At 64.1% G+C, this 25,651-nt stretch carries 21 protein-coding genes and 7 tRNA genes; 21 read left to right on the top strand and 7 right to left on the bottom strand.

The features are described 5' to 3' along the window. Nucleotides 1–8: 8 nt before the first annotated feature. The 12 genes from I6L39_RS20355 to yjjG all read left to right on the top strand — a co-directional run bounded on the left by I6L39_RS20355 (nt 9) and on the right by yjjG (nt 6,360). Nucleotides 9–131, top strand: coding sequence for a hypothetical protein (locus tag I6L39_RS20355; RefSeq protein WP_280841995.1), 123 nt, complete (start codon nt 9–11; stop codon nt 129–131). 76 nt (nt 132–207) lie between these two features. Beyond that, nucleotides 208–1,842, top strand: a complete 1,635-nt coding sequence (locus I6L39_RS17170) for an ATP-dependent endonuclease (protein ID WP_042076919.1) — start codon at nt 208–210, stop codon at nt 1,840–1,842. A gap of 112 nt (nt 1,843–1,954) precedes the next feature. Further along, nucleotides 1,955–2,674, top strand: coding sequence for a hypothetical protein (locus I6L39_RS17165; protein WP_216990328.1), 720 nt, complete (start codon nt 1,955–1,957; stop codon nt 2,672–2,674). A gap of 236 nt (nt 2,675–2,910) precedes the next feature. Further along, nucleotides 2,911–2,987, top strand: a tRNA-Met gene (locus I6L39_RS17160). A 95-nt stretch (nt 2,988–3,082) separates the two neighbouring features. Beyond that, nucleotides 3,083–3,159, top strand: a tRNA-Met gene (locus tag I6L39_RS17155). A 95-nt stretch (nt 3,160–3,254) separates the two neighbouring features. After that, a tRNA-Met gene (locus tag I6L39_RS17150) sits at nt 3,255–3,331 on the top strand. Between the two features lie 96 nt (nt 3,332–3,427). Next, nucleotides 3,428–3,504 (top strand) — tRNA-Met (locus I6L39_RS17145). Between the two features lie 91 nt (nt 3,505–3,595). Continuing rightward, nucleotides 3,596–3,672: transfer RNA gene (locus tag I6L39_RS17140), tRNA-Met, on the top strand. A gap of 96 nt (nt 3,673–3,768) precedes the next feature. After that, a tRNA-Met gene (locus tag I6L39_RS17135) sits at nt 3,769–3,845 on the top strand. A 96-nt stretch (nt 3,846–3,941) separates the two neighbouring features. Then, nucleotides 3,942–4,018 (top strand) — tRNA-Met (locus tag I6L39_RS17130). Nucleotides 4,019–4,162: 144 nt separating this feature from the next. After that, nucleotides 4,163–5,647: a leucyl aminopeptidase family protein gene (locus tag I6L39_RS17125; protein WP_216990327.1), complete on the top strand. Its 1,485-nt coding sequence runs from the start codon at nt 4,163–4,165 to the stop codon at nt 5,645–5,647. 32 nt (nt 5,648–5,679) lie between these two features. Next, nucleotides 5,680–6,360, top strand: a complete 681-nt coding sequence (yjjG, locus tag I6L39_RS17120; RefSeq protein ID WP_216990326.1) for a pyrimidine 5'-nucleotidase — start codon at nt 5,680–5,682, stop codon at nt 6,358–6,360. A gap of 72 nt (nt 6,361–6,432) precedes the next feature. Here the strand turns inward: yjjG and I6L39_RS17115 are convergent, their stop codons facing one another. From I6L39_RS17115 to elyC, 4 genes are all read right to left on the bottom strand, one after another. Next, complete coding sequence (locus tag I6L39_RS17115; RefSeq protein WP_216990325.1) at nt 6,433–7,689, bottom strand: amidohydrolase; 1,257 nt, start codon at nt 7,687–7,689, stop codon at nt 6,433–6,435. Between the two features lie 1,322 nt (nt 7,690–9,011). Continuing rightward, nucleotides 9,012–9,983: a 6-phosphofructokinase gene (pfkA, locus tag I6L39_RS17110; RefSeq protein WP_128344258.1), complete on the bottom strand. Its 972-nt coding sequence runs from the start codon at nt 9,981–9,983 to the stop codon at nt 9,012–9,014. A 141-nt stretch (nt 9,984–10,124) separates the two neighbouring features. Further along, nucleotides 10,125–10,880, bottom strand: coding sequence for a triose-phosphate isomerase (tpiA, locus tag I6L39_RS17105; RefSeq protein ID WP_042075636.1), 756 nt, complete (start codon nt 10,878–10,880; stop codon nt 10,125–10,127). Between the two features lie 135 nt (nt 10,881–11,015). Next, nucleotides 11,016–11,786: an envelope biogenesis factor ElyC gene (gene elyC / locus I6L39_RS17100; protein ID WP_216990324.1), complete on the bottom strand. Its 771-nt coding sequence runs from the start codon at nt 11,784–11,786 to the stop codon at nt 11,016–11,018. Nucleotides 11,787–11,883: 97 nt separating this feature from the next. On the opposite strand from elyC, the gene cmoM reads away from it, so the two are divergent. From cmoM to I6L39_RS17065, 7 genes are all read left to right on the top strand, one after another. After that, on the top strand, nt 11,884–12,660 hold the full coding sequence (cmoM, locus tag I6L39_RS17095) for a tRNA uridine 5-oxyacetic acid(34) methyltransferase CmoM (RefSeq protein ID WP_216990323.1): 777 nt from the start codon (nt 11,884–11,886) through the stop codon (nt 12,658–12,660). Between the two features lie 115 nt (nt 12,661–12,775). Continuing rightward, the gene (gene mukF / locus I6L39_RS17090; RefSeq protein WP_209792488.1) at nt 12,776–14,095 is read left to right on the top strand and encodes a chromosome partition protein MukF; all 1,320 of its coding nucleotides are present in this window, start codon (nt 12,776–12,778) and stop codon (nt 14,093–14,095) included. Then, nucleotides 14,076–14,813: a chromosome partition protein MukE gene (gene mukE, locus I6L39_RS17085; protein WP_216990322.1), complete on the top strand. Its 738-nt coding sequence runs from the start codon at nt 14,076–14,078 to the stop codon at nt 14,811–14,813. Before mukF ends, mukE begins: the two co-directional genes overlap by 20 nt. Nucleotides 14,814–14,858: 45 nt before the next feature. Further along, nucleotides 14,859–19,286, top strand: coding sequence for a chromosome partition protein MukB (gene mukB / locus I6L39_RS17080; protein WP_216990321.1), 4,428 nt, complete (start codon nt 14,859–14,861; stop codon nt 19,284–19,286). A gap of 171 nt (nt 19,287–19,457) precedes the next feature. Further along, nucleotides 19,458–19,853: a septal ring lytic transglycosylase RlpA family protein gene (locus I6L39_RS17075; protein ID WP_216991830.1), complete on the top strand. Its 396-nt coding sequence runs from the start codon at nt 19,458–19,460 to the stop codon at nt 19,851–19,853. A 147-nt stretch (nt 19,854–20,000) separates the two neighbouring features. Then, a complete protein-coding gene (locus I6L39_RS17070; protein ID WP_216990320.1) occupies nt 20,001–20,474 on the top strand; it encodes a cupin domain-containing protein in 474 nt (157 codons plus the stop codon). Between the two features lie 47 nt (nt 20,475–20,521). Next, entirely contained in the window at nt 20,522–21,013 is a 492-nt protein-coding gene (locus tag I6L39_RS17065) for a histidine phosphatase family protein (RefSeq protein ID WP_216990319.1), read from the top strand. A 104-nt stretch (nt 21,014–21,117) separates the two neighbouring features. On the opposite strand, the gene I6L39_RS17060 is transcribed toward I6L39_RS17065, so the two are convergent. Together I6L39_RS17060 and I6L39_RS17055 are read right to left on the bottom strand one after the other, a co-directional pair. Beyond that, complete coding sequence (locus I6L39_RS17060) at nt 21,118–21,708, bottom strand: hypothetical protein (protein WP_216990318.1); 591 nt, start codon at nt 21,706–21,708, stop codon at nt 21,118–21,120. 129 nt (nt 21,709–21,837) lie between these two features. After that, nucleotides 21,838–22,041, bottom strand: coding sequence for a hypothetical protein (locus tag I6L39_RS17055; RefSeq protein WP_042075622.1), 204 nt, complete (start codon nt 22,039–22,041; stop codon nt 21,838–21,840). A gap of 238 nt (nt 22,042–22,279) precedes the next feature. On the opposite strand from I6L39_RS17055, the gene I6L39_RS17050 reads away from it, so the two are divergent. Continuing rightward, nucleotides 22,280–23,146, top strand: coding sequence for a PhzF family phenazine biosynthesis protein (locus tag I6L39_RS17050; protein WP_216990317.1), 867 nt, complete (start codon nt 22,280–22,282; stop codon nt 23,144–23,146). A gap of 381 nt (nt 23,147–23,527) precedes the next feature. Here the strand turns inward: I6L39_RS17050 and I6L39_RS17045 are convergent, their stop codons facing one another. Further along, on the bottom strand, nt 23,528–24,106 hold the full coding sequence (locus I6L39_RS17045) for an alkylphosphonate utilization protein (RefSeq protein ID WP_216990316.1): 579 nt from the start codon (nt 24,104–24,106) through the stop codon (nt 23,528–23,530). Nucleotides 24,107–24,285: 179 nt separating this feature from the next. Between I6L39_RS17045 and I6L39_RS17040 the strand changes: the two genes are divergently transcribed. Further along, nucleotides 24,286–25,479, top strand: coding sequence for a methyltransferase (locus I6L39_RS17040; RefSeq protein ID WP_216990315.1), 1,194 nt, complete (start codon nt 24,286–24,288; stop codon nt 25,477–25,479). The last annotated feature ends 172 nt before the right edge of the window (nt 25,480–25,651 follow it).

The following is a 25,651-nucleotide window of genomic DNA, read 5'->3' as shown; positions in this document are numbered from 1 at the left end:
AATGCCCATTGAATCATCGCAAACGTCAGACCCGCACCCGCCATCTCTGGTTCAGCCACTGGAATGCACCCCAGGAGCGCGCCAGCCTGCCCACACCGCCCGAACCTCTCGTTCCTCACAGTTCCCGCTGAAAACGCCGCAACCCGGTAGGATTTTTCCGGCAACTTTGCCACTATTGCGCCATCAGGATGGACTGGATATGGCCGCATGTTTCTGGAACGCATTGAAGTCAAAGGTTTTCGCGGAATAAATCGCCTCTCGCTCGGGCTGGACAACACCACAGTGCTCATCGGCGAAAACGCCTGGGGCAAGTCCAGTCTGCTGCGCGCCCTCTGGTGCCTGCTGGGGGACGCCGAGCCCTATCAATTTGGCCTGGATGATTTCCATCGGCCCGAAGATCCCGAGCTCGAACCCTCGCGCAACTTGCAACTGGTGCTCACCTTCAGCGAGTACCGCCCCCAGATGTGCCAGCATTCCCGTCGTCTGGCCCGCCTCGGGGCAGCCTGGATCCCTCACAAGGACAAGTTCCACCGGGTGCACTACCGCGCCAGCGCCGAGCTGCAGGACGATGGCACAGTGCTGACCACCCACGACTTTCTCGACGGCATCGGCAAGAGTCTGGCCATCGACAACAACGAGGCGCTGGTGCGCCTGCTCATCACCATGAACCCGGTGTTCCGGCTGCGGGACGCCCGTACCGCCCGGGACGGCATCGAGCGGCTGCCCTGGGGAGATCTCTGCGAGCAGCGGCTGGGGGAACTGGCCGGCAAGCTCACCGACGAGCCCCAGCGCATCGGCGAGCCCGAGCTCAAGGAGGCGCTGCAGGCGGTGCAACAGCTGATGGAGCACTACTTCAGCGCCCTGGCCCCCATCAAGCACAAGCCCCGCAGCCAGCGGGAGATCGTCAACCGCCCCATGACCCTGCGCAACCCCGGCAACCTGCAGGTGCTGCTGCGCAATGCGGACAACCGGGCGCTGCAGCTGGCCATGGCGGGCATGGCGGCCATGCTGCTCCACGCCCGGGGCAATCGGGAGCTGGAGGAGGGGGCCAGGCCCATACTGATGCTGGAAGACCCCGAGAGCCGGCTGCATCCCACCATGCTGGCCCTGGCCTGGGGCCTGCTGGAGCAGTTGCCCGGCCAGAAGCTGCTCACCACCAATTCGGGGGACCTGCTCTCCTCCCTGCCGCTCAATCAGGTGCGCCGCCTGGTGCGTCGCCAGCAGGACATCCTCTGCCACCAGCTGGGAGGGGAGCGCTACAGCAGCGACGATCTGCGCAAGATAGCCTTCCACGTGCGCATCAACAGGCCCATGTCGATGTTCGCCCGCTGCTGGCTGCTGGTGGAGGGGGAGACCGAGATCTGGCTGCTCTCCGAGCTCGCCCAGATCTGCGGCTACAGCCTGCGGGCGGAAGGGGTGCGGATCATCGAGTTCGCCCAGTGCGGTCAGGCCCCCCTCATCAAGGTGGCCCGGGACTTTGGCATAGAGTGGCACCTGCTTACCGACGGTGACGAGGCCGGTGCCAAGTATGCGAGCTCCGCCCGCTCCCTGCTCAAGGGGGAGCGCGAACGGGACCGACTGACCCAGCTGCCGGCGGCGGACATAGAGCACTACCTCTATCACAATGGCTTCGAGGGGGTGTTTCGGCGCGAGGCCGGGGTGGGGGGCCGCTCCACCCTGAACGCCGGACGCATCATCGCCAAGGCCATCCACCACCGCAGCAAGCCCGGCATGGCCCTGGCGGTGGTGGAGGAGGCGGAGCGCCTCGGCAGCGAGCACATCCCGCCCGTGCTCAGGCAGATGTTCGCCCGGGTGGTCGCCCTGGCCCGCGGGCAAAGCTGAGCCCGCGGCGTTGGGAACGGGGAGGAGTTTGGCTATACTCCCCGCCTCTTGTCATTCCTTGTCCTGTGACGGGCGCGCCGGCGCCCGGACTCACACTGTTGCCGGAGACCCTATGTTCGTCCAACTTCCTTTTTGGCTCTTTCCCCTGACCGGTCTGATGGCGCTGGGGGCCCTGATCGCCGTCGGCCTCGTCCTGTGGCGCGGCGATCTCTGCCCGGGCCAGCGTTCGCGGATCACCACCCAGCTCTTCTCGGTCTGGGTGATCACCGGGCTCTCCCTGATGCTGGCGATCGAAGCCGGCATCGAGGGCTGGCTGATCTGGAGCGGAGGCGCCGCCCTGATCCTCGGCGTCGTGCTCTCCCTGGCTCAGTCCCGCCTGGAGGGCAAGCGCGCCATCCCCGCCAGCCTGCTGTGGCTGCCCGCCCTGCCGCTAGCCCTCTATGGGGCGGGCCTGCTGCAGATCCAGGGCTGGCTCGGCGGCCTGCTGCAGATGGTGCTGCTGGGATCGGCCTTTGCCCACCTGATGCTGCTGCGGGCCCGCCATCGCCTGCAGGCCTTCAACCTGCTGCTGCCCCTGGCGGGGCTGGTGGCGGCCATGCTGAGCCTCATCTGGCTGGCGGTGCTGGTGGGCTGGCAGGGGAGCGGCGAGGGGCTCGATGCCCTGATCCCCGGGGTCCTGACCCAGGCCGGCCTGCTGGTGGCCGCCCTGCTGCTCTGGTTCAGCCCCCTTTACCGCCAGCAGGAGACGGCCCCCGTGGTGCTCTCCGTGACCCTGTGCGGCCTCATCATCGCCCAGATTGCGGCGACCAGCGTGCTGCACCAACTGGCCTGAGCCCGGTGCCGTCGCGCGGCCCGCACCCCGGGGTGCGGGCTTTTTTATGGCAAAGAGGCGCCAGACAGGGAGCGTGGAGGGGAGGGTACTGAGGCCCGGAAAATGGCGGGCTGCCTGAAAAAACTGCGATCTGTTGCAAAAGAAAACAGCATGTGACGGTTTAATCCTCGAATAAACTTTTTTTAGGATAATTACTTGCAATCTCAACGTTGGCGCCTATTATGGGCGACCTCGGACGCGGGGTGGAGCAGCTCGGTAGCTCGTCGGGCTCATAACCCGAAGGTCGTCGGTTCAAATCCGGCCCCCGCAACCAACCATTTGTGTTCATGGCAAGGCAAACGCCTGCGGTGGAGACGAAGACAGCAAGGGGCATCTGCTCAGCCTCTTGTGGTGGCAGTACAATTCGGACGCGGGGTGGAGCAGCTCGGTAGCTCGTCGGGCTCATAACCCGAAGGTCGTCGGTTCAAATCCGGCCCCCGCAACCAACCATTTGTGTCCATGGCAAGGCAAACCCTGGCGGTGGAGACGAAGACAGCAAGGGACAACTGCTCTGTCTCTTGTGGTGGCAATACAATTCGGACGCGGGGTGGAGCAGCTCGGTAGCTCGTCGGGCTCATAACCCGAAGGTCGTCGGTTCAAATCCGGCCCCCGCAACCAACTATTTGTATCCATGGCAAGCGCGTTGCGCGGCGGTGGAAACGAGGACAGCAAGAGGCAACTGCTCTGTCTCTTGTGGTGGCAGTACAATTCGGACGCGGGGTGGAGCAGCTCGGTAGCTCGTCGGGCTCATAACCCGAAGGTCGTCGGTTCAAATCCGGCCCCCGCAACCAACTTATTTGTGTTCATAGCAAGCGCCTGCGGTGGAGACGAAGACAGCAAGAGGCATCTGCTCTGTCTCTTGCGGTGGCAGTACAATTCGGACGCGGGGTGGAGCAGCTCGGTAGCTCGTCGGGCTCATAACCCGAAGGTCGTCGGTTCAAATCCGGCCCCCGCAACCAACTATTTGTGTCCATGGCAAGCGCGTTGCGCAGCGGTGGAGACGAAGACAGCAAGAGGCATCTGCTCTGTCTCTTGTGGTGGCAGTACAATTCGGACGCGGGGTGGAGCAGCTCGGTAGCTCGTCGGGCTCATAACCCGAAGGTCGTCGGTTCAAATCCGGCCCCCGCAACCAACTATTTGTGTCCATGGCAAGTGCATTGCGCGGCGGTGGAGACGAAGACAGCAAGGGGCAACTGCTCTGTCTCTTGTGGTGGCAGTACAATTCGGACGCGGGGTGGAGCAGCTCGGTAGCTCGTCGGGCTCATAACCCGAAGGTCGTCGGTTCAAATCCGGCCCCCGCAACCAACTTCTGACTGCTTTTCTTCTGCGTTACCTCTCTGATTCTCTCCAGCATCTGTTGCTTGCACACAATAATGTGTGTTTTTCCGATCCCTCTCGCCAATTGTTCGGTATCATCCTGGTTTCTGTTCATGGATGAGGCCGCAACCTGTGATGACCCCTTTCAGCTATTCCCCTCCCACAATCACGATGCAGACCGCCTCCCTCGCCGAGGTGATGGCGAGCACGGTGCCCGTCAAGCTCCTGCTCATTGCCGAGTCAGAGCGGGAGACCCTGCTGGCTCAGGCCCCCTTCGCCCCCGTGGCGGCCCAGATAGCCCTGGGTCAGAAGGCCCCCTATTCCCTGACCGACAGCCAGGGCCTGCAACAGGTGATCTTCGTCGAGCCCCGCCCCGCCCTGGATCATCGACTCTACAAGCAGGTGCGTACCTGGGTGGCCCCCCTTTCGGGGCTCAAGGCGAAGGAGCTGGCGCTGCACCTGGAGGGCTTCGATGCCGTCCACAGGGCGCGGCTGGCGGAGCTGGTGAGCGCCGCCTTGCTCGCCGCCGACGTCCCCCTGCCGACCCAAAAGCGGGACGAGGAGGCAAGGCCCGGCTATCAGCAGCTGTACCTCTCTCCCCCGTGCGAGCTGGACCCGGCCCGGGTGGCGGCGGAGGCCGAAGGCAACGGCCTGGCCCGCCACCTGGCGGTGCTGCCCGCCTCCGAGCTTGACGCCCAAGGCTACCGGGCCTTTGTGCAGCAACTGGCGCAGCAGGAGGGGTGGCAGTGGCAGGAGTTTGACGAGGCGGCCCTCGCCACCCTGGGCGCCGGTGCCTTCCTGGCGGTGGCCAGGGGCTCGGCAAACGGTCAGGCCGCCATCGTCAGGCTCAGCTACTGCCCGGCCAACCCGGTACGCCGCCTCGCGCTGGTGGGCAAGGGGATCTGTCACGACTCCGGGGGCTACAACCTGAAAGTCGGTGGCAGCATGTATGGGATGCACCTGGACATGGGGGGCAGCGCGGTGGCGCTGGGGACGCTCCATGCCATCAGCCGGGCGAAACTGCCCGTTGAGGTGCACTGCTGGCTCGCCATCGCCGAGAACCACATAGGCCCGCAGGCCTACCGGCCCGGGGAGGTGGTGACTGCGCTGAACGGCACCACCATAGAGGTGGTGGACACCGACGCCGAGGGGCGCATGGTGCTGGCGGATGCCCTGACCCTGGCGGCCGGGGACAAGCCCGATCTGCTCATCGACTACGCCACTCTGACCGGGGCCTGCAAGCGGGCGCTCGGCAGCCGCTACAGCGGCGCCTTCACCAATCGATCAGAGTGGCTACCCGAGCTGATCAGCCTGGGCCAGCAGAGCGGGGAGCGCGTCTGGCCCTTCCCCCTGGACGAGGATTACGACGACAACCTCGAGAGCGAGTGGGCGGATCTGTTACAGTGTGCCCCCGGCGCCTCGCCGGATCATATCGATGCCGCCCGTTTCCTCAGCCGCTTCGTGCCCGAGCAGACGCCCTGGCTGCACCTCGATCTGAGCGGTTTTCGCAGCAAGGGGGGCAACGGCGTGGTCGGCAGCGAGGTGACCGGTTTTGGCGTCAGGCTGACCCTGACCCTGCTCGACAGCCCATTGGGGATGGCCGCGCCCGACGCATGACATGTGGCCAAGCACAACCAATAAGGACAAGCGTGAAACAAGCAAGCTATGACTGGGTGCTGTTCGATCTGGACGAAACCCTGCTCGATTTTCCGGTCGCCAGGGCGCTGGAGCGGACCCTACAGATCTACGGCGTGGCGCCGACGCCCCCCAAGATGGCGGAGTACCATGCCCTCAATCAGCGGCTCTGGCAGCAGTACAACTCGGGCGAGATCGACGCCGCCCACCTGCAGCAGACCCGTTTCTCCCTGTTTGCCGAACAGGTGAACGTGGCCCCCATGGCGATGAACGACACCTTCCTGCAGCAGATCATCGCCCTGAGCGTGCCGCTGGAGGGGGTGGAGGAGACGCTGAAGACCCTCAAGGAGAAGGTCAGGATGGGGATCATCACCAACGGCTTCAGCCTGCCCCAGCGCGGGCGCCTCGACAAACTGGGCTGGAACGCGTGGTTTGAGCCTCTCGTTATCTCTGACGAGGTGCAGGTGACCAAGCCGGCGGCGGCCATCTTCCAGCATGCCCTGGCGCAGATGGGGCAGCCGAGCCCGGCGCGGGTGCTGATGGTGGGGGACAACCCCAAGACCGACATCGCCGGCGCCGCCGCCCAGGGGCTGGCCACCTGCTGGTACAACCCGGGCCGTGAGGCGGGGCCCTGCGACGCGACCCACGAGATCCACCACTTCGCCCATCTCTCCGCCATAGTGCTGGGAGCCTAGGCACAACCCTTGCCCGCAAGGGCGTAAAAAACAAGGCAGCCCATGGGCTGCCTTGTTTGCATCCGGCGCCAGCTATCGCCCGAGGCGGGCGAGCAGCCAGGCTTCCAGCAGCGCCACACCGGGGGCCAGCACGGCCTCGTCGAAGTCGAACTGCGGGTGGTGGTGGGGCGCCGCCAGGTTGGCCCCCAGGATGACATAGGCGGCCTGACCGCCGTGCTGCTGCACCCGCTCGATGAGAAAACCGGCGTCCTCGCTGGCCCCGAAGCGGCGGGTGTGGATGGTCTCGAGCGCTATCTCCTGTGCGAGGGGCACGAGCTCCTCGATCAGGGCCGGGCTGTTCTCGATGCCGATGGCTTCCCCCTGCTTGCGGATGAGGTAGGTGGTGCCCTGCATCAGGGCGGCCCCTTCCACAATCCGCTGCACCTGATTGAACATGTAGTCGTTGAGGGCCGGCGTCGCGCCGCGGGTCTCTCCCATCAGGCGGGCATGGCCCGGGATGACATTGCGCCCGCTGCCGCCGTTGAGCTGGCCCACATTGATGCGGGTCATGCCGTCCCGATGGCGGGGAATGCCGAGCATGGCCGTGGTGGCCATGCAGGCCGCCGCCAGGGCATTGTGGCCCGCGTTGGGCTCGAGCCCCGCATGGGCGGCTTGCCCCATAAACTCCACATCGAACTTGGTGGAGCAGAGAAACTCGGTGGGGTTGACCACCAGCTCGCCGCTGCTCGCGTGAATGCCGATATGCAGCGCCAGCAGGGCGTCCACGTCGTCGAGCTGGCCCCCTGCCGCCAGCGCCTTGCCGCCCCGGCAGCCCTCTTCGGCCGGCTGGAAGAAGAGCTTGATACGGCCATGGAGGCGATCGGCGAGGGCCGCGATCCGCTCGGCCAGCACCAACCCGATGGCGGTATGACCGTCGTGGGCACAGGCGTGCATCCAGCCCGGGTTGGCGGAGTGCCAGCCTCCCTGGCCGGGCAGGTGTGACGCCTCCTGGCTCTCTTCGACCTCCACCGCATCGATGTCGAAGCGAAACGCCAGGGTGGGGCCGGGACGATCGCTGTCCCAGAGTCCCATCACTCCGGTGAGCTCGTCGATGCGTGCCAGCCACTCCGGGTGCGCACCCTGGTGCAAAGCGCGCGCCTTCTGGGCCTTGACGTCTATTTCCCGTCCCATGATGAGATTGCTGGCGAGCAGCTGATCCCCCAACACGACGGAGAAACCGAGCTCATGGAGACGTTGGGCGATGAGGGTGGTGGTGCGAAATTCACACCAGGCGGCTTCGGGGTGACGGTGAAGGTCGCGGCGCCAGTGGCGCAAGGCATCCTGAGTCATGGTGATTCCTGCATGGCAAATCCAGCGGCCATTGTGACGGGCAGGGGAGCAAGAGTAAATCCCGGGATGGCGGATGCGACAAGGGGAGCCTGGGCTCCCCTTGAAAGATGGCATGGATGTCGACGAGGTCGTTTTATGCGCGCAGATCGCATTCAACGATGGCTTGGCGCCATCCTTTGCCAGAGCGAGTCAAAAACCCATGTTGCAGTCTGTTTTTTGACCCCATTCGGCCTGGGTCGAGTCGCAGGCGAACAACAGTGGCTGATTGACCGGCTTAGAGCTGTGCCAATGAAGGCATGGAGACGGCAACCAGGGTGAAAAACACGGTGAAAACGGCGGTAACTACGAACTCTTTCATGATTCTATCTCCCTTGGTTGGCTCATGATGGAACCAAGATACCACAACGGAACGATAAAACAACGAAAAATGTATTTATATGGCAAAAATCATGGTTGGCGTGAATATGCTCGCATTTTTCCAAGTTTAAGGGCGTTTTTTGTCCTGGCAAGGATTTCATGGTGATGTCAGTGAAAGAAGATATATATAAATCCTTTAAATACATTTAGTTATGTTGTTGTTGTAACTCTTTCTATTGTGGTTTCGATTGGAGTCTTCGTGGTGGCTTCCATTTTACGGCAGCAAAATGGCCTGCGGGATGCGCCTATTGATGTCGTCACGGGGAGGTTGGTGGCTGCTAGCCAGGTTTTGTCATCCCATGTCATGTTTTTTCACGACTTGTGCCCTAACCCCAGTCTGCAAGGCTATTTCCAGCCAGGGTTATCCGATGAAGGCTCAATTTTCTGCTCATCCCAAACAGGATGGGAGCAAAAAGAGTACGGAAAAACGACAAAACGGTCGCCAAAGGAGCATGGAAGGGAAGGGGGGAGGCGGGAAAATGGGGGATCGATCTTCTTGGGGCCTTGGGTGGCCGGACGCCCCGTTTCTCGCTGTTTTCTGGGGGAATGGCGAGCCGGTGGGCCCGTGCGCAGGAGAAGCGGGAGATATCGTCGGCCCACCCGGGTTGCTATATGGCGCCTGTGTGATGGGATGAAGGGCAGGGGAGCCCTGGCGCAGGGCCGTGGCACTGCGGCACCAAGGCCTTTATCCAGACCTGTCGCGAACAAGGTGAGCAAGCAAAAAAGCAGGGGAAAGAAGTAAAGGAGAAGGTCGTGGGGTCAGAGGCTCAGGGCCGTCGGGCAAGGGGTAAGACATGGCGACAGTGGCAAGTGGATAGTCGGGCGCCCCACAGAGGGGGCTGGGGGGTGAGGAGCCCGCATAAAAAAACCCTCCAGAGGAGGGTTTTTTTGTCAGGCCACCGCGCTTAGAACAGGGTGGTGGAGAGATCGTACAGCTCCTGGTTGAACGGGCGCTTGAGGTTCTCGATGCAGTCGATGATGTCGTGGTGCACCATCTCGTTGCCCTGGATACCGACGCAGCGGCCACCCTGGCCGGCCAGCAGCTGCTCGACGGCGAAGGCGCCCATGCGGCTGGACATGATGCGATCACGGGCAGTGGGGGAACCGCCGCGCTGGATGTGGCCCAGGATGGTGGCACGGGTCTCGCGGCCTGTCATGGCCTCGATGTCTTTTGCCAGGGCGTTGACGTCGGTGACGTGCTCGCAGATGGTGATGATGGCGTGCTTCTTGCCCTTGGCTTCGCCTTCCTTGATCTGTTGCAGCAGCTTCTCCTTGTCGAAGGCCACTTCCGGCACGATCACGTACTCGGCGCCACCGGCCACGGCAGCGGACATGGCCAGATCGCCGCAGTGGCGGCCCATGATCTCGACCACTGAGATGCGGTGGTGGGAGCTGCAGGTGTCGCGCAGGCGGTCGATGGCGTCAACCACCACGTTCAGGGCGGTGTCGAAGCCGATGGTGAAGTCGGTACCGGCGATGTCGTTGTCGATGGTGCCAGGCAGGCCGATGCAGGGGAAGCCCTCTTCGGTCAGCTTCTTGGCGCCCATGTAGGAGCCGTCACCGCCGATGACCACCAGGGCGTCGATGCCGTGCTTCTTCAGGTTCTCGATCGCTTCGGCGCGGACTTTCGGGTCCTTGAAGGCGGGGAAACGGGCAGAGCCCAGGAAGGTGCCGCCGCGGTTCACCACGTCGGAGACGCTGTGACGCTCGAGCTTGACGATACGGTCCTGGTGCAGACCGAGGTAACCATCATAGATGCCGTAGACTTCCAGGCCATGATGCAGACCGGCACGCACCACGGCGCGGATGGCTGCGTTCATACCCGGTGCGTCACCACCACTGGTCAAAACACCAATACGTTTGATTTGTTTGGTCATGAGTGCCTCTGGATCTGAGTTGTCGAAAATCAATATCTGAAAAATACGGACAGCCGTTTTTACTATATCGGCTTTCCTATGGCGAAGGGTCCATAGGAAAGCGATATGCAGAGAGGGGCGGGGCCCCTCTCTCCTGGCCGCTTACTTGGCGGCGCCAGCGATGATCTGGGAGAAGTCGTCCACCTTCAGGGACGCGCCACCCACCAGGCCGCCGTCGATGTCCGGCTGACCGAACAGATCGGCAGCGGTGGCACCGGTCACGGAGCCGCCGTACAGGATCTGTACCTTGGCAGCCACGTTTGCATCAAAACCGGCCAGGTACTGGCGGATGTGAGCGTGCACGGCCTGTGCGATTTCCGGGGTGGCAGTCTTGCCGGTGCCGATGGCCCAGACCGGCTCGTAGGCGATGACGGCGTTGGCAAAGGAGGCGATGCCGCAGCGATCGATCACGGCCTTGAGCTGGGTCTCGACCACCTGGTTGGTGGTGCCGGCTTCGAACTGGGCCAGGGTTTCACCGATGCACAGAACCGGGATCAGGCCGCCCTTCTGGATGGCTTCGTACTTGGCTGCCACCACGTCGTCGGTCTCTGCGTGCAGGGTACGACGCTCGCTGTGACCTACCAGGGAGTAGGTGCAACCGAAGGCTTTGAGCATGGAGGGGGCGTTTTCGCCGGTGAAGGCGCCGGACTCGTGGACGTCGGCGTTCTGGGCACCGTAGGCGATCTTGCTGCCGGCGGTCAGCTGTTCAACCAGACCCAAAAAGATAACCGGCGGGCAGACGGCCACTTGCACGGACGGATGAGCGGCAGCGGCCGGGGTCAGTCCTTTGATCAGGGCTTCTACAGAAGCCTTGGTGCCGTTCAGTTTCCAGTTACCCATTACCAGGTGCTGTCTCATCTTCTATATCTCCTAGGCATTTGATTGCGCAACATTATATGAATTGAACCGAGCCCAAGATAGCTGACCCGGCGGCAAATGACGTAATTTTTTTTCGCTTTCCTGATCCAAATCAGGAATGCAAGGCGCGATTGCTCACTCGGTGACCTGCCCCCGCAAACGGGCCCACCATACCCCAATCCACTCGTGAATGGCAGCCTCGGAATACATCAGATAACGCCCCTTCGGCAGGTAGCTGTAGAGGGGTTGCGGCTCCTGACTCTGCTTGGCGGTGTAGTCCGTGGGAGCCGGCACCGCATCGAGTCCCTGACCGCGATACAGGGCCATGGCTCGGGGCAAATGGGTGGCAGAGCTCACCAGGGCCACCCGCTTGCCCTTGAGATGGCGGGCGATGCTGACAGCCTCGTCGTGGGTGTCTTTGTTGTTTTCAAACAACGTCATCCGGGCACGGGGGATGCCGAGCATCTCGGCCATGCGGGCGTTGACCTCGGCATTGGAGAGCGGATCCCCGGAAACATAACCGGAGAAGACCAGCTCGGCTCCTGGATAGGCCTGGGCCAGCCGCACCCCCTCCAGGGTGCGGGCCAGGGAGATGTTGTTCTGCCAGGAGCGCTCGGGCACCGCCGGATCGCTCACATGGCCGTTGCCGAGCACGACGATGGCCTGGATGTCCGGATGCTGGTTCACCTCGAACGGCGGATAGGTCTGCTCCAGGCTGCGGGCCAGTTCATAGCTCACCGGCCGGGTCCCCATCAGGGCGATGATCACCAAGGAGAGGGTCGCCAGCAGCTTGCCGGTTCTCTGAAAGCGGGTGAACCAGAGCAGCACGAGCGCCAGCACCAACAAGGAGAGAGAGAAGGGGAGCGGCATCAACAGATGACCCAGCCACTTTTTAAGCTCGAACACGGCAGACACTTCCTTGAGTTTTCAGCAAATTCGGGATGTGACAGAATACCCCTCTTTTTGGTCTGGCCCAATCCTGTGGCCAAGAGTTGAGTGTGTCTTGAAGCAAGATCAGAGTTTTGACGGGCGTGCCGACAAGTTCGCCCGCAACATTTACGACTCCACCAAGGGGCGCATTCGCACCACTATTGTCTGGAGCGACATCGAAGCCTGCCTGGCGCGCCTGGGCAACCGGCCCCTTCGCATCCTGGATGCCGGCGGCGGCTTTGGCTACTTCGCCCAGAAGCTGGCGGCCATGGGCCATCAGGTGGAGTTGTGCGATCTCTCGGCAGAGATGCTGGATCTGGCCCGGGAGCAGATTGCCCAGAAGGGGCTGGAAGACAGAATTCGTCTCATCCATTGCCCCATTCAGGATCTCAGGCAGCACCTGACCGGCACCTTCGATCTGGTGCTCTGTCACGCGGTACTGGAGTGGCTCGCCGAGCCGCGCCAGACCTTGCTGGGTCTGTTCCCTTTCGTCAAGCCAGGGGGCATACTGTCGCTGCTTTTTTACAATCGTCACGGCCTCCTGTTCCAGAGCCTGGTGGTGGGCAATTTCGACTATGTGCGCCTGGGCCTTCGCAAGAAACGCCAGACCGCCCTGACGCCCACCAACCCCCAGTTGCCGGAGCAGGTCTACGACTGGATAGGCCGGGGGGGATTGCGGATCATCGGCAAGACGGGGGTGCGCGTCATCCACGACTACATGCGGCACAAGCAGGATCAGGTCGAGAAGTTCGAGGATCTGCTCGCCATGGAGCAGCAATATTGCCGTCAGGAACCCTTTGTCTCCCTTGGGCGCTACATCCATGTGATGGCCCAGAAACCGGCCGGTTGAGACACACCGGCGTGAATGCGATGCGGGATCCAGCCGCCGGGGCGCCACCGACCCCGGCCTATATCACCACGGCGGGCGAGTGACCCGCCGACTATAACAACGAGATGATAACGTCATGATGAGTACATCCCGTACCCTGCCAGAGACGGTGGGATGGGTCAGACAGGAGGGGTTGGCGCTGAACCTCCCCACCGACAGGCTGGCCTTTCTGATCGCGATCAAGACGCTGTCCGAGGACGAGTCTGATCTCTCCGAGGCCGCGCTGCACGACGCCTTCGGCTATGTGAGCAGTGCCTTCGGCCAGATGGACGAGACCCTCACCGGTCGCGCCAACAACGCCATCAACGATCTCATTCGCCAGCAACTGCTGTCGCGTTTCACCACCGACATGGTGGCGGGGGAGAGCCTCTACCGCCTGTCGCGCCTTGGCATGAGCATCGTCGACTTCTTCCTGGAGAGCCGCCAGGTGGACTCCATCAAGCTCTCCATCCTGCTCGAGCACCTGGCCGCCGAGCTCGACACCGCCCGCAAGGCGGCGCTCGAGACCAACACCCGGGAGCAGTGGGATGCCGAGGTGCTGCCACGGCTCACCTTCTCCCTGGAGGAGACGCTCGGGCGCATCGATCTTACCCAGCGCGCCATGGACGAGCAGCAGAACCAGGTCAAGAGCGAGATCGCGGCCCTGCTGACCCAGAACTGGGTCGACGCCATCCACAGCTGTGAAAAACTGCTGCACGAGACCGGCCAGACCCTGCGCGAGCTGCAGGACACCCTGGACGCCGCCGGCCACCGCCTGCAGGCGGGGCTGCTCAACATTCAGGAGGCGGCCCAGGGGCGTGATGATCTGTTCCACGTCGAGGAGCTGACCCACGCCCTGCAGGGGCGTCTGGACGTCATCACCGCCTGGGGCCAGCAGTGCATCGAGCTCTGGTCCCGCTACGACAGGCACGTCCACAAGTTCATCCGCAACGCCATCGACATGGACAAGAACCGCGCCTTCAGCCAGCGGCTGCGGGAATCCATCCGCAACTTCGAGCAGCACAGCTGGTTGTTGCGGGTGGCCGAAGAGCCCCGTTTGCTGGAGCTGCGGGATGAAACCATCGCCATCCACGACGAGGAGGTGACCGGCGAGGTGCCCCTCGAGATGGAGTACGTGGAGATGGTGGACATCAACCAGGAGCTGGCGGAGCGCATCGAGCGCTACCTGGCCCGCTACCCGGAGCAGGGAGATCGGCTGGATCTTGCCGACGTGCTGCGGGAATACCTGCTGGACTACCCGGCCCATGCCCACTTCGACGTGGCGCGCCTCCTGATCGATCAGGCCGTGCGTCTCGGCCATGCCAGCGGTGAGCGCGAACACCACCGCCAACCCGCATGGAAACCCATCAACCAAGCTGGATCCAAGGTTCAGGCCTATGTCATCGATCAATACTGAATTCCCCTTGCCCCTGCGCCTCGCAGAGGCCATCGCCAACCCCTTGTTTCCGCGCATCGATACCGCCCTGCGCTCCGGTCGCCACATCAGTGCCGACGAGTTCGAGCAGCACTCGGCCCTGGTGGAGTACCACCAGGAGCTGGAGATCTTCTACGGCCGCTATCAGGTGGAACTCATCAAGGCGCCGGAAGGCTTCTTCTACCTGCGTCCGCGCCCGAGCGCCGACATCGGCACCACTGTGCTCTCCGAGCTCGATATGCTGGTGGGCAAGGTGCTCTGCTACCTCTACCTGAGCCCGGACCGTCTCGCCTCGGAAGGGGTGTTCGCCATGAGCGAGCTGCAAGAAGAGGTGCTGGGTCTGGCGGACGAGAAGCAACTGCTGCGTATGGTCAACAGCCGCTCCGGCGGCACGGATCTGGACAAGAAGAAACTCCTCGAGAAGATCCGCACCTCCATGCGTCGCCTCAAGCGCCTCGGGATGATCACCCCCCTTGGCAACAGCGACAAATTCCGGGTCAACGAATCCGTGTTCCGCTTCGCCGCCGACGTGCGTTCCGACGAGGATCCCCGCGCGGTGCAGCTGCGGATGATCCAGGAAGGGGAGGCCATCTTCCACGACGACGAGATGCCGAGCAGCGATTCCCTGTTCGAGGACATCGAAGAGGATCTGGACGAAGAGCAGCTGGAGCTGGAGGTGGAAGATGATCTGCAACGTTAATTTGCCGGCACTGATGGTGTCTGCCGGTTTGATGGAGAGTGTGGCGTGAGAGGCAAATTCAAATCCCTGACCATGGTCAACTGGAACGGCTTCTTCGCCCGGACCTTCGATCTCGACCAGCTGGTCACGACCCTGTCCGGCGGCAACGGCGCGGGCAAATCCACCACCATGGCGGCCTTCATCGCGGCCCTCATCCCCGACCAGTCACTGCTTCACTTCCGTAACACCACGGAGGCGGGCTCCAGCAGCGCGTCACGGGACAAGGGGCTCTACGGCAAGCTGCAGCGCGGCCACTGCTATTCGCTGCTGGAAGTGATGAACAGCCGCGAGCAGCGGATCTGGGTCGGCGTGCACCTGGAGCAGGTGGCGAACCGGGACAACAAGGTCAACATCACCCCCTTCGCCCTGGTGGATGTGCCCGAGCACCTGGCGCCGACCGATCTGCTGCTGGAGAAGCTCGATGACGGCAAGGGGCGGGTGCGCGCCTTCGCCGATCTGAAGGGGGCGGCAGCGGAGCTCGGCGCGCTCAAGGTCGCCAAGTTCAATACGGTGACCGATTATCACAACTTCATGTTCGAATTCGGCATCACCCCGAAGAAGCTGCGCGACCAGAAGGATCGCGGCAAGTTCTATCGCCTGATCGAGGCCTCCCTCTACGGCGGTATTTCGTCTTCCATCAGCCGCTCCCTGCGGGAATACCTGCTGCCGGAGAACTCCGGGGTGCGCAAGGCGTTCCAGGACATGGAGGCGGCCATCTACGAGAACCGCCGCACTCTGGAAGCCATCAAGGAGACCCAGGGCCAGCGGGATCTGTTCAAGAATCTCATCACCGAGACCACCCACTATGTGGCGGCGGAGTATGTGCGGGGCGCCGCCGAGAAGAGCCGCCTCTCCGAGCTGGCCCTCAAGGCCAGGTCCGAGCTCGCGGGCAAGCGTCGCCTGCTGGCCGAGGAGAAGCAGCGCGCCATCTATCTGGCCGACGAGGTGGATCAGCTCACCAATCGCGAGAAGCTCCTGACCGACGAGCTGGAGTCCGCCGCCGAGCACCTGGCCAAGGTGATGGCGGCCGTCAATTTGCAAAAGAAGATTGCCCTCTATCGCGCCGATCTGGCGGAGCTCAACGACAAGCTGGAGCAGCAGCAGGCGGTGGTGGAAGAGATCCACGGCCAGTTGCTGGAAGTGGAGGAGCGCAAGGAGCTGGCCCAGGCAGAGGTGGACAGCCTCAAGACCCAGCTCGCCGACTACCAGCAGGCGCTCGATATCCAGCAGACCCGCGCCATCCAGTACCGACAGGCGGTGCAGGCGCTGGAGACTGCCCGCGAGCAGTGCGAGCTGCCGGGGTTGACCGCCGAACAGGCGAGCGACACCCTGCACCAGTTCCGCGCCGCCGAGCAGAGCCTCACCAGCCGCGTGCTGGGGGCCGAGCAGCAGCTGGCGCTGGCCAAGGCGGCGGTGGCCGAGCACGAAGCGGCCCTGGCGCTGCTACTCAGCATCGCCCCCGACACCGTGCGCGAGGCTGCCTGGCCCACGGCGCAGGCGCTGCTCAAGCGCCACATCGAGGACAAGGCCCGCATTGCCCAGGGGCAGGGGCTGCGCGCCGCGCTGGCTCGCCTCGAGAAAGAGAGTGAAAGCCAGAAGACCCTCTTGCGGCTGCGAGACGAGCTGGCCCAGGCGTCTGGTCAGCACATTGCCAGCAGCGATGAGCTGGAGATCTTCCTCGAAGCCCAGCGCACCCGTCAGGAGGAGCTGAGTGAGCAGCAGGCGGAAGTCAATCAGCGCCGCGCCAGCCTCGAGCATCAGGGCACTCAGCTCGGCCGAGATATCGCGGAGCTGACCAAGCTGGCGCCGCGCTGGCTCAAGTCGTTCGAGAAGCTCGAACAACTGCGCGAGCAGAGCGGATTGCCGCTCGCCACCGCCGAGGCGCTCTCGGCCGGCATGCAGAGCGTGCTCGACAAGGAGCGGGAGTTCGAGCAGGAGAGCAACCGCATTCAGGGCCAGAAACAGGCGCTAGAGCTGCAAATTCGCAACCTGCAGCTGGGGGCCGGCGAGGCGGATCCCCGTCTTGCCCGCATCGCCGAGCAGGTGGGGGGCGTGCTGCTCTCCGACGTCTATGACGACATCTCCATCGACGATGCCCCTTACTACTCCGCGCTCTACGGCCCGGCTCGCAGCGCCCTGGTGGTGCTCGACCTGGAAGGGGCCATCGAGCGGCTGAAAAAGCTGGAAGATTGCCCGGAGGATATCTACCTCATCCAGGGCAACCCAGACTCCTTTGACGAGGATCTGGTGGAAGCGGACGAGCTGGGGGACGCCGTGCTGGTGCGCACCAGCAAGCGTCAGGTGCGCTTCTCCCGTTACCCCGAGCTGCCGCTCTTTGGTCGCGCCGCCCGGGAAAAACGGATCGAACAGCTGGAGCTCGAGCGGGAAAACCTAGTCGAGGGTTACGCCAAGGCCGCCTTCGAACAGCAGAAGTACCACCGCCTCTACGGTCACTTCCGCGACTTTATCGGCCAGCATCTGGATATCGCCTTCCGCCCGGACCCCGAAGCCGAAGTGCAGGCCAAACAGCACGAGCAGCGCAAGCTGCAAGAAACCATAGCCGAGTGCAACAAGCAGCTGGCCGAGGCCAAGGCGGCCGCCGCCCAGCTGACTCGCCATATCCAGCTGGTGCAGGGGATGCTGCCCTTCGCCCACCTGTTTGCCGAGAAAGAGCTGGCGGCCCGCCTCGAGGCGGCCCGTGCCGATGTGGAGGCCCTTAACACAGCCGAAGCCTTTATCGCCAGACACGGCAAGGCGCTCGAGAAGCTGGAAACCCAGGTGCAGGTGCTGCGTCAGGATCCCCAGGATCTGGCCGCCCTGCAGGCGGCCTATGATGAGGTCAGCGACCTGCTGGCCGAGCAGAAGCGCCGCTGCTATGCCCTCGATCAGCTGGTGGCCCGTCTGCCGCACTTTGCCTATCAGGACGCGCAAGACCTGCTCGGCAAGGCCTCCGAGATGAGCGAGCGGCTCAAAGAGAAGCTGAAAGCGGCCGAGCTTGCCGCCCGCACCGCCGGTGAGCAGCACAAGCAGATCACCCAGCGCCACACCGAGGCGCTGCAGCTGCGCACCGCGCTCGATTCCAGCGCCTCGGCCAAGGGCCAGACCCTGGCGGAGTTCGAGCAGGAGCTGGGAGCCATGGGGCTCACCCTGTCGGACGACATGGAAGAGAAGGCCCGCGCCCACAAGAAGGAGATCGAGGAGCTGCTCATTCGCACCCGGACCCGTCGCACCAGCGCCGAGGCCCAGTTGCAGGTGTGCAAGCGCGAGATCGAATCCCTCGGCGGCCGCCTCAAGCTGGAGGGCAAGGATTACTACGGCGCCCGCAAATCCCTGGTGGGTCACAAGGCGAGCTGGTCGCGGGTGGTGCGTCTGGCGCGGGAGACCGACGTCGAGAAGCGCCTCAACAAGCGCGAGCTGGCCTATCTTGACAGCGACGAGCTGCGCTCCATGTCGGACAAGGCCCTCGGGGCCCTGCGAGTGGCGGTGGCCCACGACGAGGCCCTGCGCGATGCGCTGCGTCTGTCCGAAGGCAATCGCAACACCGAGCAGAAGGTCGCCTTCTACGTGCAGGTCTACCGTTACCTCAAGGATCGCATCCGCAACGACATCATCCGCTCGGACGATCCGGTGGAGGCCATCGAGGAGATGGAGATCGAGCTGGCGCGGCTCGCCGACGAGCTCAAGCAGCGGGAAACCCATCTCTCCCTCTCCTCTCACGAGGTGGCGGCCAAGATCACCAACATCATCCGCCGCGAGCAGAACCGCATCCGGGTGCTGAACCAGGGCCTGCAGAACATCGCCTTCGGCCTGGTGCGCGGGGTGCGCCTCAACGTCAATATCCGCGAGGCCCACACCCGTCTGCTCACGGCGCTCGCCGATCAGAGCGCCATGCACAACGATCTGTTCGCCGACAAGGAGCTCAGCTTCTCCGAGGCCATGGCCAAGCTGTTCCAGCGCCTGAACCCGCAAGTGGAGCAGGGGGAGCGCAACTACCAGGTGATGGGGGACGTGCTGCTGGACTATCGCAACTACCTGGAGCTGGAGATCGAGGTGCAGCGCGGGGCCGATGGCTGGCTGCGGGCCGAGAGCGGCGCGCTCTCCACCGGCGAGGCGATCGGCACCGGTCAGGCCATCCTGCTCATGGTGCTGATCAGCTGGGAGGAGGAGTCCCGCCGCCTGCGCGGCAAGGACATCGCCCCCTGCCGTCTCTTGTTCCTCGACGAAGCGGCGCGCCTGGATGGCAAGTCCATCGCCACCCTGTTCGAGCTGTGCGAGCGGCAGGACATGCAGCTCCTCATCGCGGCGCCGGAGAACATCAGCCCGGAGAAGGGCACCACCTACAAGCTCATCCGCAAGGTGCAGGGCAAGCACGAGCATGTGCACGTGGTGGGTCTGCGCGGCTTCGGCTTTGCCGACGACAAGCTCATCGCCTGACGAGGATCCCCTGACAGGGGCTGACGGAGCGATACGCAAAACGGGAGGCCTGGGCCTCCCGTTTTCCATGGAAAATATGAGAGAGTAGGCCCCTGTTCGCGGGAGCCCGCCTGGCCATGAAAGCCGGGCGGGGCAAACGCGATATCTCATAACGGGTCGAGGAAGTCGATGATGAGGATCATGGTGCAAAAAGGGCTGCTGGCCTCTCTGTGCCTGCTGCTGGCGGCCTGCAGCAGCCAGCCGGATGTGAGTGGCGGATCGGACGGCAGCTGGCGCGGTTATACTCAGACGGGGCTGGCCTCCTACTATGCCGATCGCTATCACAACAAGAAGACGGCGAGCGGCGAGCGATACAACAACAGTGCCAGCACCGCCGCCCACATGACGCTGCCCTTCGGTACCATGGTGAGGGTGACCAATCTCGCCAACGGCAAGAGCGTGGTGGTGCGGGTCAACGACAGGGGCAACTTCGCCAGGGGGCGTATCATCGATCTCTCCAGGGCGGCCTTCAGCCGCATAGGCAACACAAGATCCGGCCTTATCAAGGTCAGGCTCGAGGTGATCTAGGGTGTGGCAGGGGCCTCAGTCTGCGCCTGTGGCAAGTGCCCAGGACTGCTGACTAGCCCTTCCACCTCTTGCCCGTGTTTCGCCGCCAAGATCCGGGGTCAAGGTTCGGGGTATAACTAAGAGAGCATCCACAAGGAGGGTCAAGACATGGCTGGCAAGAGGCCCATTCAGGCAACGGCAATTCCCGAGAACACGGCAAAGTCCCTCTATCCGGAGCCCTTTGCCACCCTGGTCAAGCACCGCACCAAGCGCAAACTCGGGGATCATTTCGGCCTTGCCAACTTCGGGGTCAACCTGACGACCCTGGCGCCAGGCGCCATCTCGGCGCTCAAGCACCATCACGGCAGGCAGGATGAGTTCGTCTATGTGCTCTCGGGCACGCCCACCCTGCGCCACGGGGAGGAGGAGTACCAAATGTCGCCGGGGGAGTGCATCGGTTTCAAGGGGGGCAGCGGACTGGCCCACCAGCTGCGTAATCACGGGGAGGTGGACGCCGTCTATCTCGAAGTGGGGGACAGGCTGCCAGGCGACACCGTCGAGTACCCGGACGACGATCTGGCCCTGGTGCAGGGTGCCGATGGCACCTGGTCTGCCCGACATAAAGATGGTTCGCCTTATTGAGCATGGGTTCGGTGGACGGTCGCAGCCCGACAAGTGAGGAAGGGCAGATGAAGAGAACGTTGATCCTGGTGCGCCATGGCAAGTCGAGCTGGGAGCAGGTCAGCCTGGCGGATCGGGAGCGCCCCCTGGCCGCACGGGGGCTGCGCGATGCCCCCCTGATGGGGGGGCGCCTGGCAAGGGAGGGGGTGAGGCCAGATCTCATCCTCTCGAGCCCGGCCTGCCGGGCGCTGTCGACGGCCCGGCTGCTCGCCCATGAGCTGGGCTATCCAGAGGGCAAGATAGCCATCGACGATCGCCTCTACGAGAGCGATGTCGAGACCCTCCTCGGGGTGATGGGTGAGCTTGCTGACGAGCTTATGAGCGTGCTGCTCGTGGGGCATGACCCCGAGTTCACTGCCCTGGCCCACGGCTTCTCCCGCGGGATCGTCCGGATGCCGACCTGCGCCGTCGCCCGCTTCACCTTCGATGCCCCCTCCTGGTCTAGCGTCCCGTCCCGCAAGCCGGTGACGGCGGTGCTTGACTATCCGAAACAGGGGTAGGGGGCCGCAGCGCTGCCTCCCGCGGGCCGACGGGCCCGCAAGCATGACGACAGATCAAACAGCAAGGGGAGCCTGGCGCTCCCCTTGCTGTCACCCTTGTGCGCCTATCTGGCCGCGATGGGTCCCTTGGTTCCTGCGTCCTTGTCGACCCAGCCATCTTCCCCCTTGAGGCGGCGATCCCCCTGGATGCGATAGGTGACTATGCCCTCCTCGAACACCAGGGCGCCGTCGGATTTCCTGGCCTTGACCTGCTTGTCGTTGACCCAGACCCTATCCCGGTCATCGATGCGGATGCTGGCCACGGTGGCTCCCGTTTCGGGGAAAGTGGCGACCCAGTTGCCGGCATAGGGGCTGGTGCTGACCGCAACGGGGGCGGTGCCAAACCCGGCGGCCTCGTTCTCGGCCCTGGTCTTGTTGATGTCACAGCCATTGAGTTCGCTCACCTGGGTGCAGCCGGAGCGTGCCAGCTTCTGCTCATAGCCCAGATTCAGACCGCCGTCGGCGGCCGGGGGGGCTGTGCCAAATCCCGCCCTGGCATTTTCCACCTTGCTCTTGTGAATATCGCAGCCTTGGGCCTCGGTGACCTGGGTACAGCCTGAGCGTTCGAGTTGCTCGGCGTATTTGGCGTTGATGGCCTGAACCTGGGCGCTGCCCAGCAGGGAGAGGGTCAGGGCGAGAGCGGCATGTCTGAACATGGTCAATTCCTCGGGAGGTGGGTCATTCAGGCGCGCCGCCCCCTGGCGGCAACGCGCATGGGCCGGCAATGGCGAGCGCGCGACCGTCTCTCACGATAGCAGGGCGGCTCGGCGCATGACACCTCGCACTCAGCTTTGGGGAATGCGCACGCCCTTGTCGAGGTAGAGGCTGCTGTAATGGGCACGGTGGGTGACAAACATCACCTGATGGCGGCTGCCGTCGGAGAGGATGAGGAAATCGCCGGCCTGGGCCGGGCTTTGCAGGCGGATCTCGTGCTCGGGGGCGGTCAGCTTGTCGGCCTCCTCCCGGAAGGTGAGGGTGTAGGAATACATATGGCGCTCCACTGCAGGCTCATATCCGGACACATCAGTACAACTCTAGCCCCGACGACCGGGGTCCGCGGCGCCCAAGCGGCACCGCTGCTGCAGAACACCCTAGCGCGCCTCCAGGCCCTGTGCGTCCGCCCCTTTTATGGGTAAGCTGGCCTTCAATCCCTGACGTGCGGGGCTGGCACGCCAGGATGCACGCAGGATCACCCTGAGTACGAGAGATGAGAGACAAGGAGTCACCATGACCACACTCGCCACCGAGCTGGTACGGATCGCCGCCTTTTCCGAGGGGGAGCAGGGGGGCAACCCCGCCGGTGTCTGGATAGGGGATGACCTGCCCGCGCCGGAGGCGATGCAGCGGATCGCCGCCGAGGTGGGATTTTCGGAGACCGCCTTCGCCGCCCCGCTGGCCGGGGCGCCAGGGGAGGGAATGCGCCGATGGCGGGTGCGCTACTTCTCCCCCGAGGCCGAAGTGCCCTTCTGCGGTCACGCCACCATCGCCCTCGGGGTGGCGCTGGCCCGCCGCGTGGGGGCCGGGGAGCATGAACTCTGCCTCAACCAGAGCCAGATCAGGGTAACCGGCTGGCAGGACGACGCGGGGCTGTGGCAGGCGGCGCTGCAATCACCGCCGACCCGCAGCCGGCCGGCGCCCGCCGATCTGATGCGCGAGGCCTTGGCGCTGTTTGGCTATGACGCGGCCAGCCTGGATCCCCGCCTTCCTCCTGCACTCATCCACGGCGGCGCCGACCACCTGGTGCTGGCGCTCAAGGAGCGCTCGGCACTGGCGGCCATGAAGTATGAGCTGGCCCAGGGGCGGCTGCTGATGCGCCGGGAGGGGCTGGTGACCATACTGCTGGTCCATGTGCAAGGGGATAGGCTGTTCCATGTCCGCAATCCCTTCGCCTATGGCGGCGTCTACGAGGATCCGGCCACGGGCGCCGCGGCCGCTGCCTTCGCCGGCTATCTGCGGGATCTCCACTGGCCCCACGGCGGGGCCATCGAGATCCGGCAGGGGGAGGAGATGGGCATGCCGTCGCGGCTCCATGCCGAGATCCCGGCCGAGCCCGGCAGCGGGATCCGGGTCTCTGGCCGGGCCCGTCTGATGTAGCCCTTGCAATAAAAAAACCGCCTGATGGCGGTTTTTTTTATTGCGCAGCCCCTATTTCAGGGCTTTTTTCAGCTTCTTGATCTTGCCTTCGTGCTTGGCAATCTTCGCCTGGCGGGCGGCGATCTGCTTCTTGATCTCTTTCTTGCTGGCCATGGGGCTGCTCCTTGGTGTCTTGGGCGTCATGGGGATCATGGTGCCCGGGGTCTCTCCATGCGTGCCGGGAAGGCCCTCTCCATTGACACACTGGCAGCCAGGGGAGGGGGCATACCGCGGAACTGGTTTGCAGGATAGTCCAGTTTTCCGGTCGCGCCATTCCATTTTCGCCCGCAGGGGGCAAGAAAAAAGCGCCCCTGGGGGCGCTTTTGGCAGGCTGGGGCGTTATCAGGCCTTCTTCAGGTAGGCGGCCACCAGCACGATCTGCATGCCGTTTACCTTGCCCTCGATGTGCAGCGGGTTGTTGGTCAGGCGAATGCCCTTGACCAGGGTGCCGCGCTTGGCGGTGAAGCCCGCGCCCTTGACGTCCAGATCCTTGATCAGGGTGACGGAGTCCCCTTCGACCAGCACGGCGCCGTTGGAGTCGACGGTCGGCACGCTGTCGTCATCGTCGCTCGCCATGCCGGCTTCTGCCCAGGCCTTGACCTCGTCTTCCATGTACATCATGTCCAGCATGTCCTGGGCCCAGAGCTCGCCCCGGGCGGCGAGGGCCTTCAACTGGCGCCAGGCCATCACCTGCACCGCCGGCACCTGGCTCCACATGCTGTCACCCAGGCAGCGCCAGTGGTTCACCTCGGTGGTGTCCGGCTGCTCCAGCTGGCCGCGGCAGGTGTCGCAGAGCGCCACGCTGTGGTCGTCGTCGCTGGCGGGGGAGTGCGGCACCGGGAAGGCAGTCAGCGCATGTTCTGCGCCACACAGCTCGCATTTGGCGTTTGCACGGGCTTGCAGGATGGCATTGATGGTCATGATTGGGTTCCGTTTATAGGGGTAAAGCGGCCCGCCGTGGCGGGCTGCGCGAATGAGGGGGCGGAATATAGCACAAATCCCTGCTCTTTGTCAGGCTACCGGAGACCCACGGGCGAGTGCTTTTTGACGGCAGATCGCTAGAATAAGCCTCCCTTTTTGCGCCAAAGGACAGGTTCACCGTGCTGGCCCACCGTTTTCGACAACTGGACTGCTTGCTCACCGACGAGCGACGCTGGTGGCAATACCAGCCCTATCACCACCTGGGGATCGCCTTTGCCCGCGAGGAGCCAGCCCTTGCGAAGTGCCTGGCAGCCCTGACCCTTGACGAGATAGCGCGCCTCGATGGCGACATGGACGCGCTCTGCACCCTGCTCGCCCCCTGGATCCCGGCGGGGGCCGAGTTGCAGGCCCTGAGCGAACTCGCCGACTTCGTCCCCGAACCCGTCCAGTGCGCCAGGACCATGGCGATGTACATGCCGGGGCGCAAGCAGGCGCAGATAGAGGCCTTCACCGGCTGTCTGCCCCCCCACCCGGGCCCCTATCTGGAGTGGTGCGCCGGCAAAGGGCATCTGGGGCGCCTGGTGTCGCTGCACCGTGGCGCCGACATCCTGAGCCTGGAGTGGCAGGGGGGGCTCTGCGAGGAGGGACGACGGCTCGCCGCGCGCGACGGCGCCAGCATGCAATTCGTGGAGGCGGACGCCTTCGCCGCCGAGTCCGGGGGGCTCATCGCCCCGCACCATCACGCCATGGCGCTCCATGCCTGCGGCGATCTGCACACCCATCTGCTGACGCGGGTGGCCGAGGGGCGCGCCCAGGGGGTGACTCTCTCCCCGTGTTGTTACCACCTCATCAGGGGAGAGCGCTACGCGCCCCTCTCCCGGGCCGCCAGGGCCAGCGCCCTGCGCCTTGGCAAGAGCGACCTGAAGCTGCCGCTGCAGGAGACGGTGACCGGGGGCGCCCGCATCGCCCGATTGCGGGAGCAGGAGGTGGTGTGGCGTCTCGCCTTCGACTGCCTGCAGCGCCAGGTGCGCGGGGTGGATGAGTACCTGCCGGTGCCCAACCTGCAGAAGAGCCTGCTGGCGGGGGGCTTCGAGGCCTTCTGCCACTGGGTCGCCGAGCGCAAGGGGATAAGGTTGCCGACGGGGCTCGACTACGCCGCCTTCCTGGCACAGGGGGAGCGACGTTTTGGCGATGTCGCCCGCATGGAGCTGGTGCGCCACCTGTTTCGCCGCCCCCTCGAAGTCTGGTTGCTGCTCGATCGCGCCCTCTTCCTCGAGGAGCAGGGCTACCAGGTGGAAGTGGGTACCTTCTGCCCCAAACCCATGACCCCGCGCAACCTGCTGATCCGGGCGGTGCGCGCCGGCGGTGTCTGAGCAAGACCCCTGACCGGCGCTGGCGGCTGCGCCAACAAGACCATGGGCCGGGGCTGGATATCCCTGCTAAACGAGCGCCATCTGAGTGCAGGGTGGCATGGCTCACAATTTCGCCAAATTCTTAATTCTTGTCGTGAATTTAGTTGTGCGGATGCCTATGCTCGCCCTGACA

Source organism: Aeromonas sp. FDAARGOS 1409, assembly GCF_019048705.1.
In the GTDB taxonomy this organism is placed as follows: Bacteria; Pseudomonadota; Gammaproteobacteria; order Enterobacterales; family Aeromonadaceae; genus Aeromonas; species Aeromonas sanarellii.
Note: the sequence above shows the minus strand (reverse complement) of the source record. Positions and strands in the feature narration are given on the sequence as shown.

What these genes read in the sequence shown, in the direction of transcription:
- I6L39_RS17165 (WP_216990328.1), top strand. Translation starts at nt 1,955, where the DNA reads ATGTTCGTCCAACTTCCTTTTTGGCTCTTTCCCCTGACCGGTCTGATG.
- I6L39_RS17050 (WP_216990317.1), top strand. Translation starts at nt 22,280, where the DNA reads ATGACCACACTCGCCACCGAGCTGGTACGGATCGCCGCCTTTTCCGAG.
- I6L39_RS17065 (WP_216990319.1), top strand. Translation starts at nt 20,522, where the DNA reads ATGAAGAGAACGTTGATCCTGGTGCGCCATGGCAAGTCGAGCTGGGAG.
- I6L39_RS17075 (WP_216991830.1), top strand. Translation starts at nt 19,458, where the DNA reads ATGAGGATCATGGTGCAAAAAGGGCTGCTGGCCTCTCTGTGCCTGCTG.
- I6L39_RS17115 (WP_216990325.1), bottom strand. Translation starts at nt 7,689, where the DNA reads ATGACTCAGGATGCCTTGCGCCACTGGCGCCGCGACCTTCACCGTCAC.
- mukE (WP_216990322.1), top strand. Translation starts at nt 14,076, where the DNA reads ATGTCATCGATCAATACTGAATTCCCCTTGCCCCTGCGCCTCGCAGAG.
- I6L39_RS17170 (WP_042076919.1), top strand. Translation starts at nt 208, where the DNA reads ATGTTTCTGGAACGCATTGAAGTCAAAGGTTTTCGCGGAATAAATCGC.
- pfkA (WP_128344258.1), bottom strand. Translation starts at nt 9,983, where the DNA reads ATGACCAAACAAATCAAACGTATTGGTGTTTTGACCAGTGGTGGTGAC.
- I6L39_RS17070 (WP_216990320.1), top strand. Translation starts at nt 20,001, where the DNA reads ATGGCTGGCAAGAGGCCCATTCAGGCAACGGCAATTCCCGAGAACACG.
- I6L39_RS17060 (WP_216990318.1), bottom strand. Translation starts at nt 21,708, where the DNA reads ATGTTCAGACATGCCGCTCTCGCCCTGACCCTCTCCCTGCTGGGCAGC.
- tpiA (WP_042075636.1), bottom strand. Translation starts at nt 10,880, where the DNA reads ATGAGACAGCACCTGGTAATGGGTAACTGGAAACTGAACGGCACCAAG.
- I6L39_RS17045 (WP_216990316.1), bottom strand. Translation starts at nt 24,106, where the DNA reads ATGACCATCAATGCCATCCTGCAAGCCCGTGCAAACGCCAAATGCGAG.
- I6L39_RS17055 (WP_042075622.1), bottom strand. Translation starts at nt 22,041, where the DNA reads ATGTATTCCTACACCCTCACCTTCCGGGAGGAGGCCGACAAGCTGACC.
- mukF (WP_209792488.1), top strand. Translation starts at nt 12,776, where the DNA reads ATGATGAGTACATCCCGTACCCTGCCAGAGACGGTGGGATGGGTCAGA.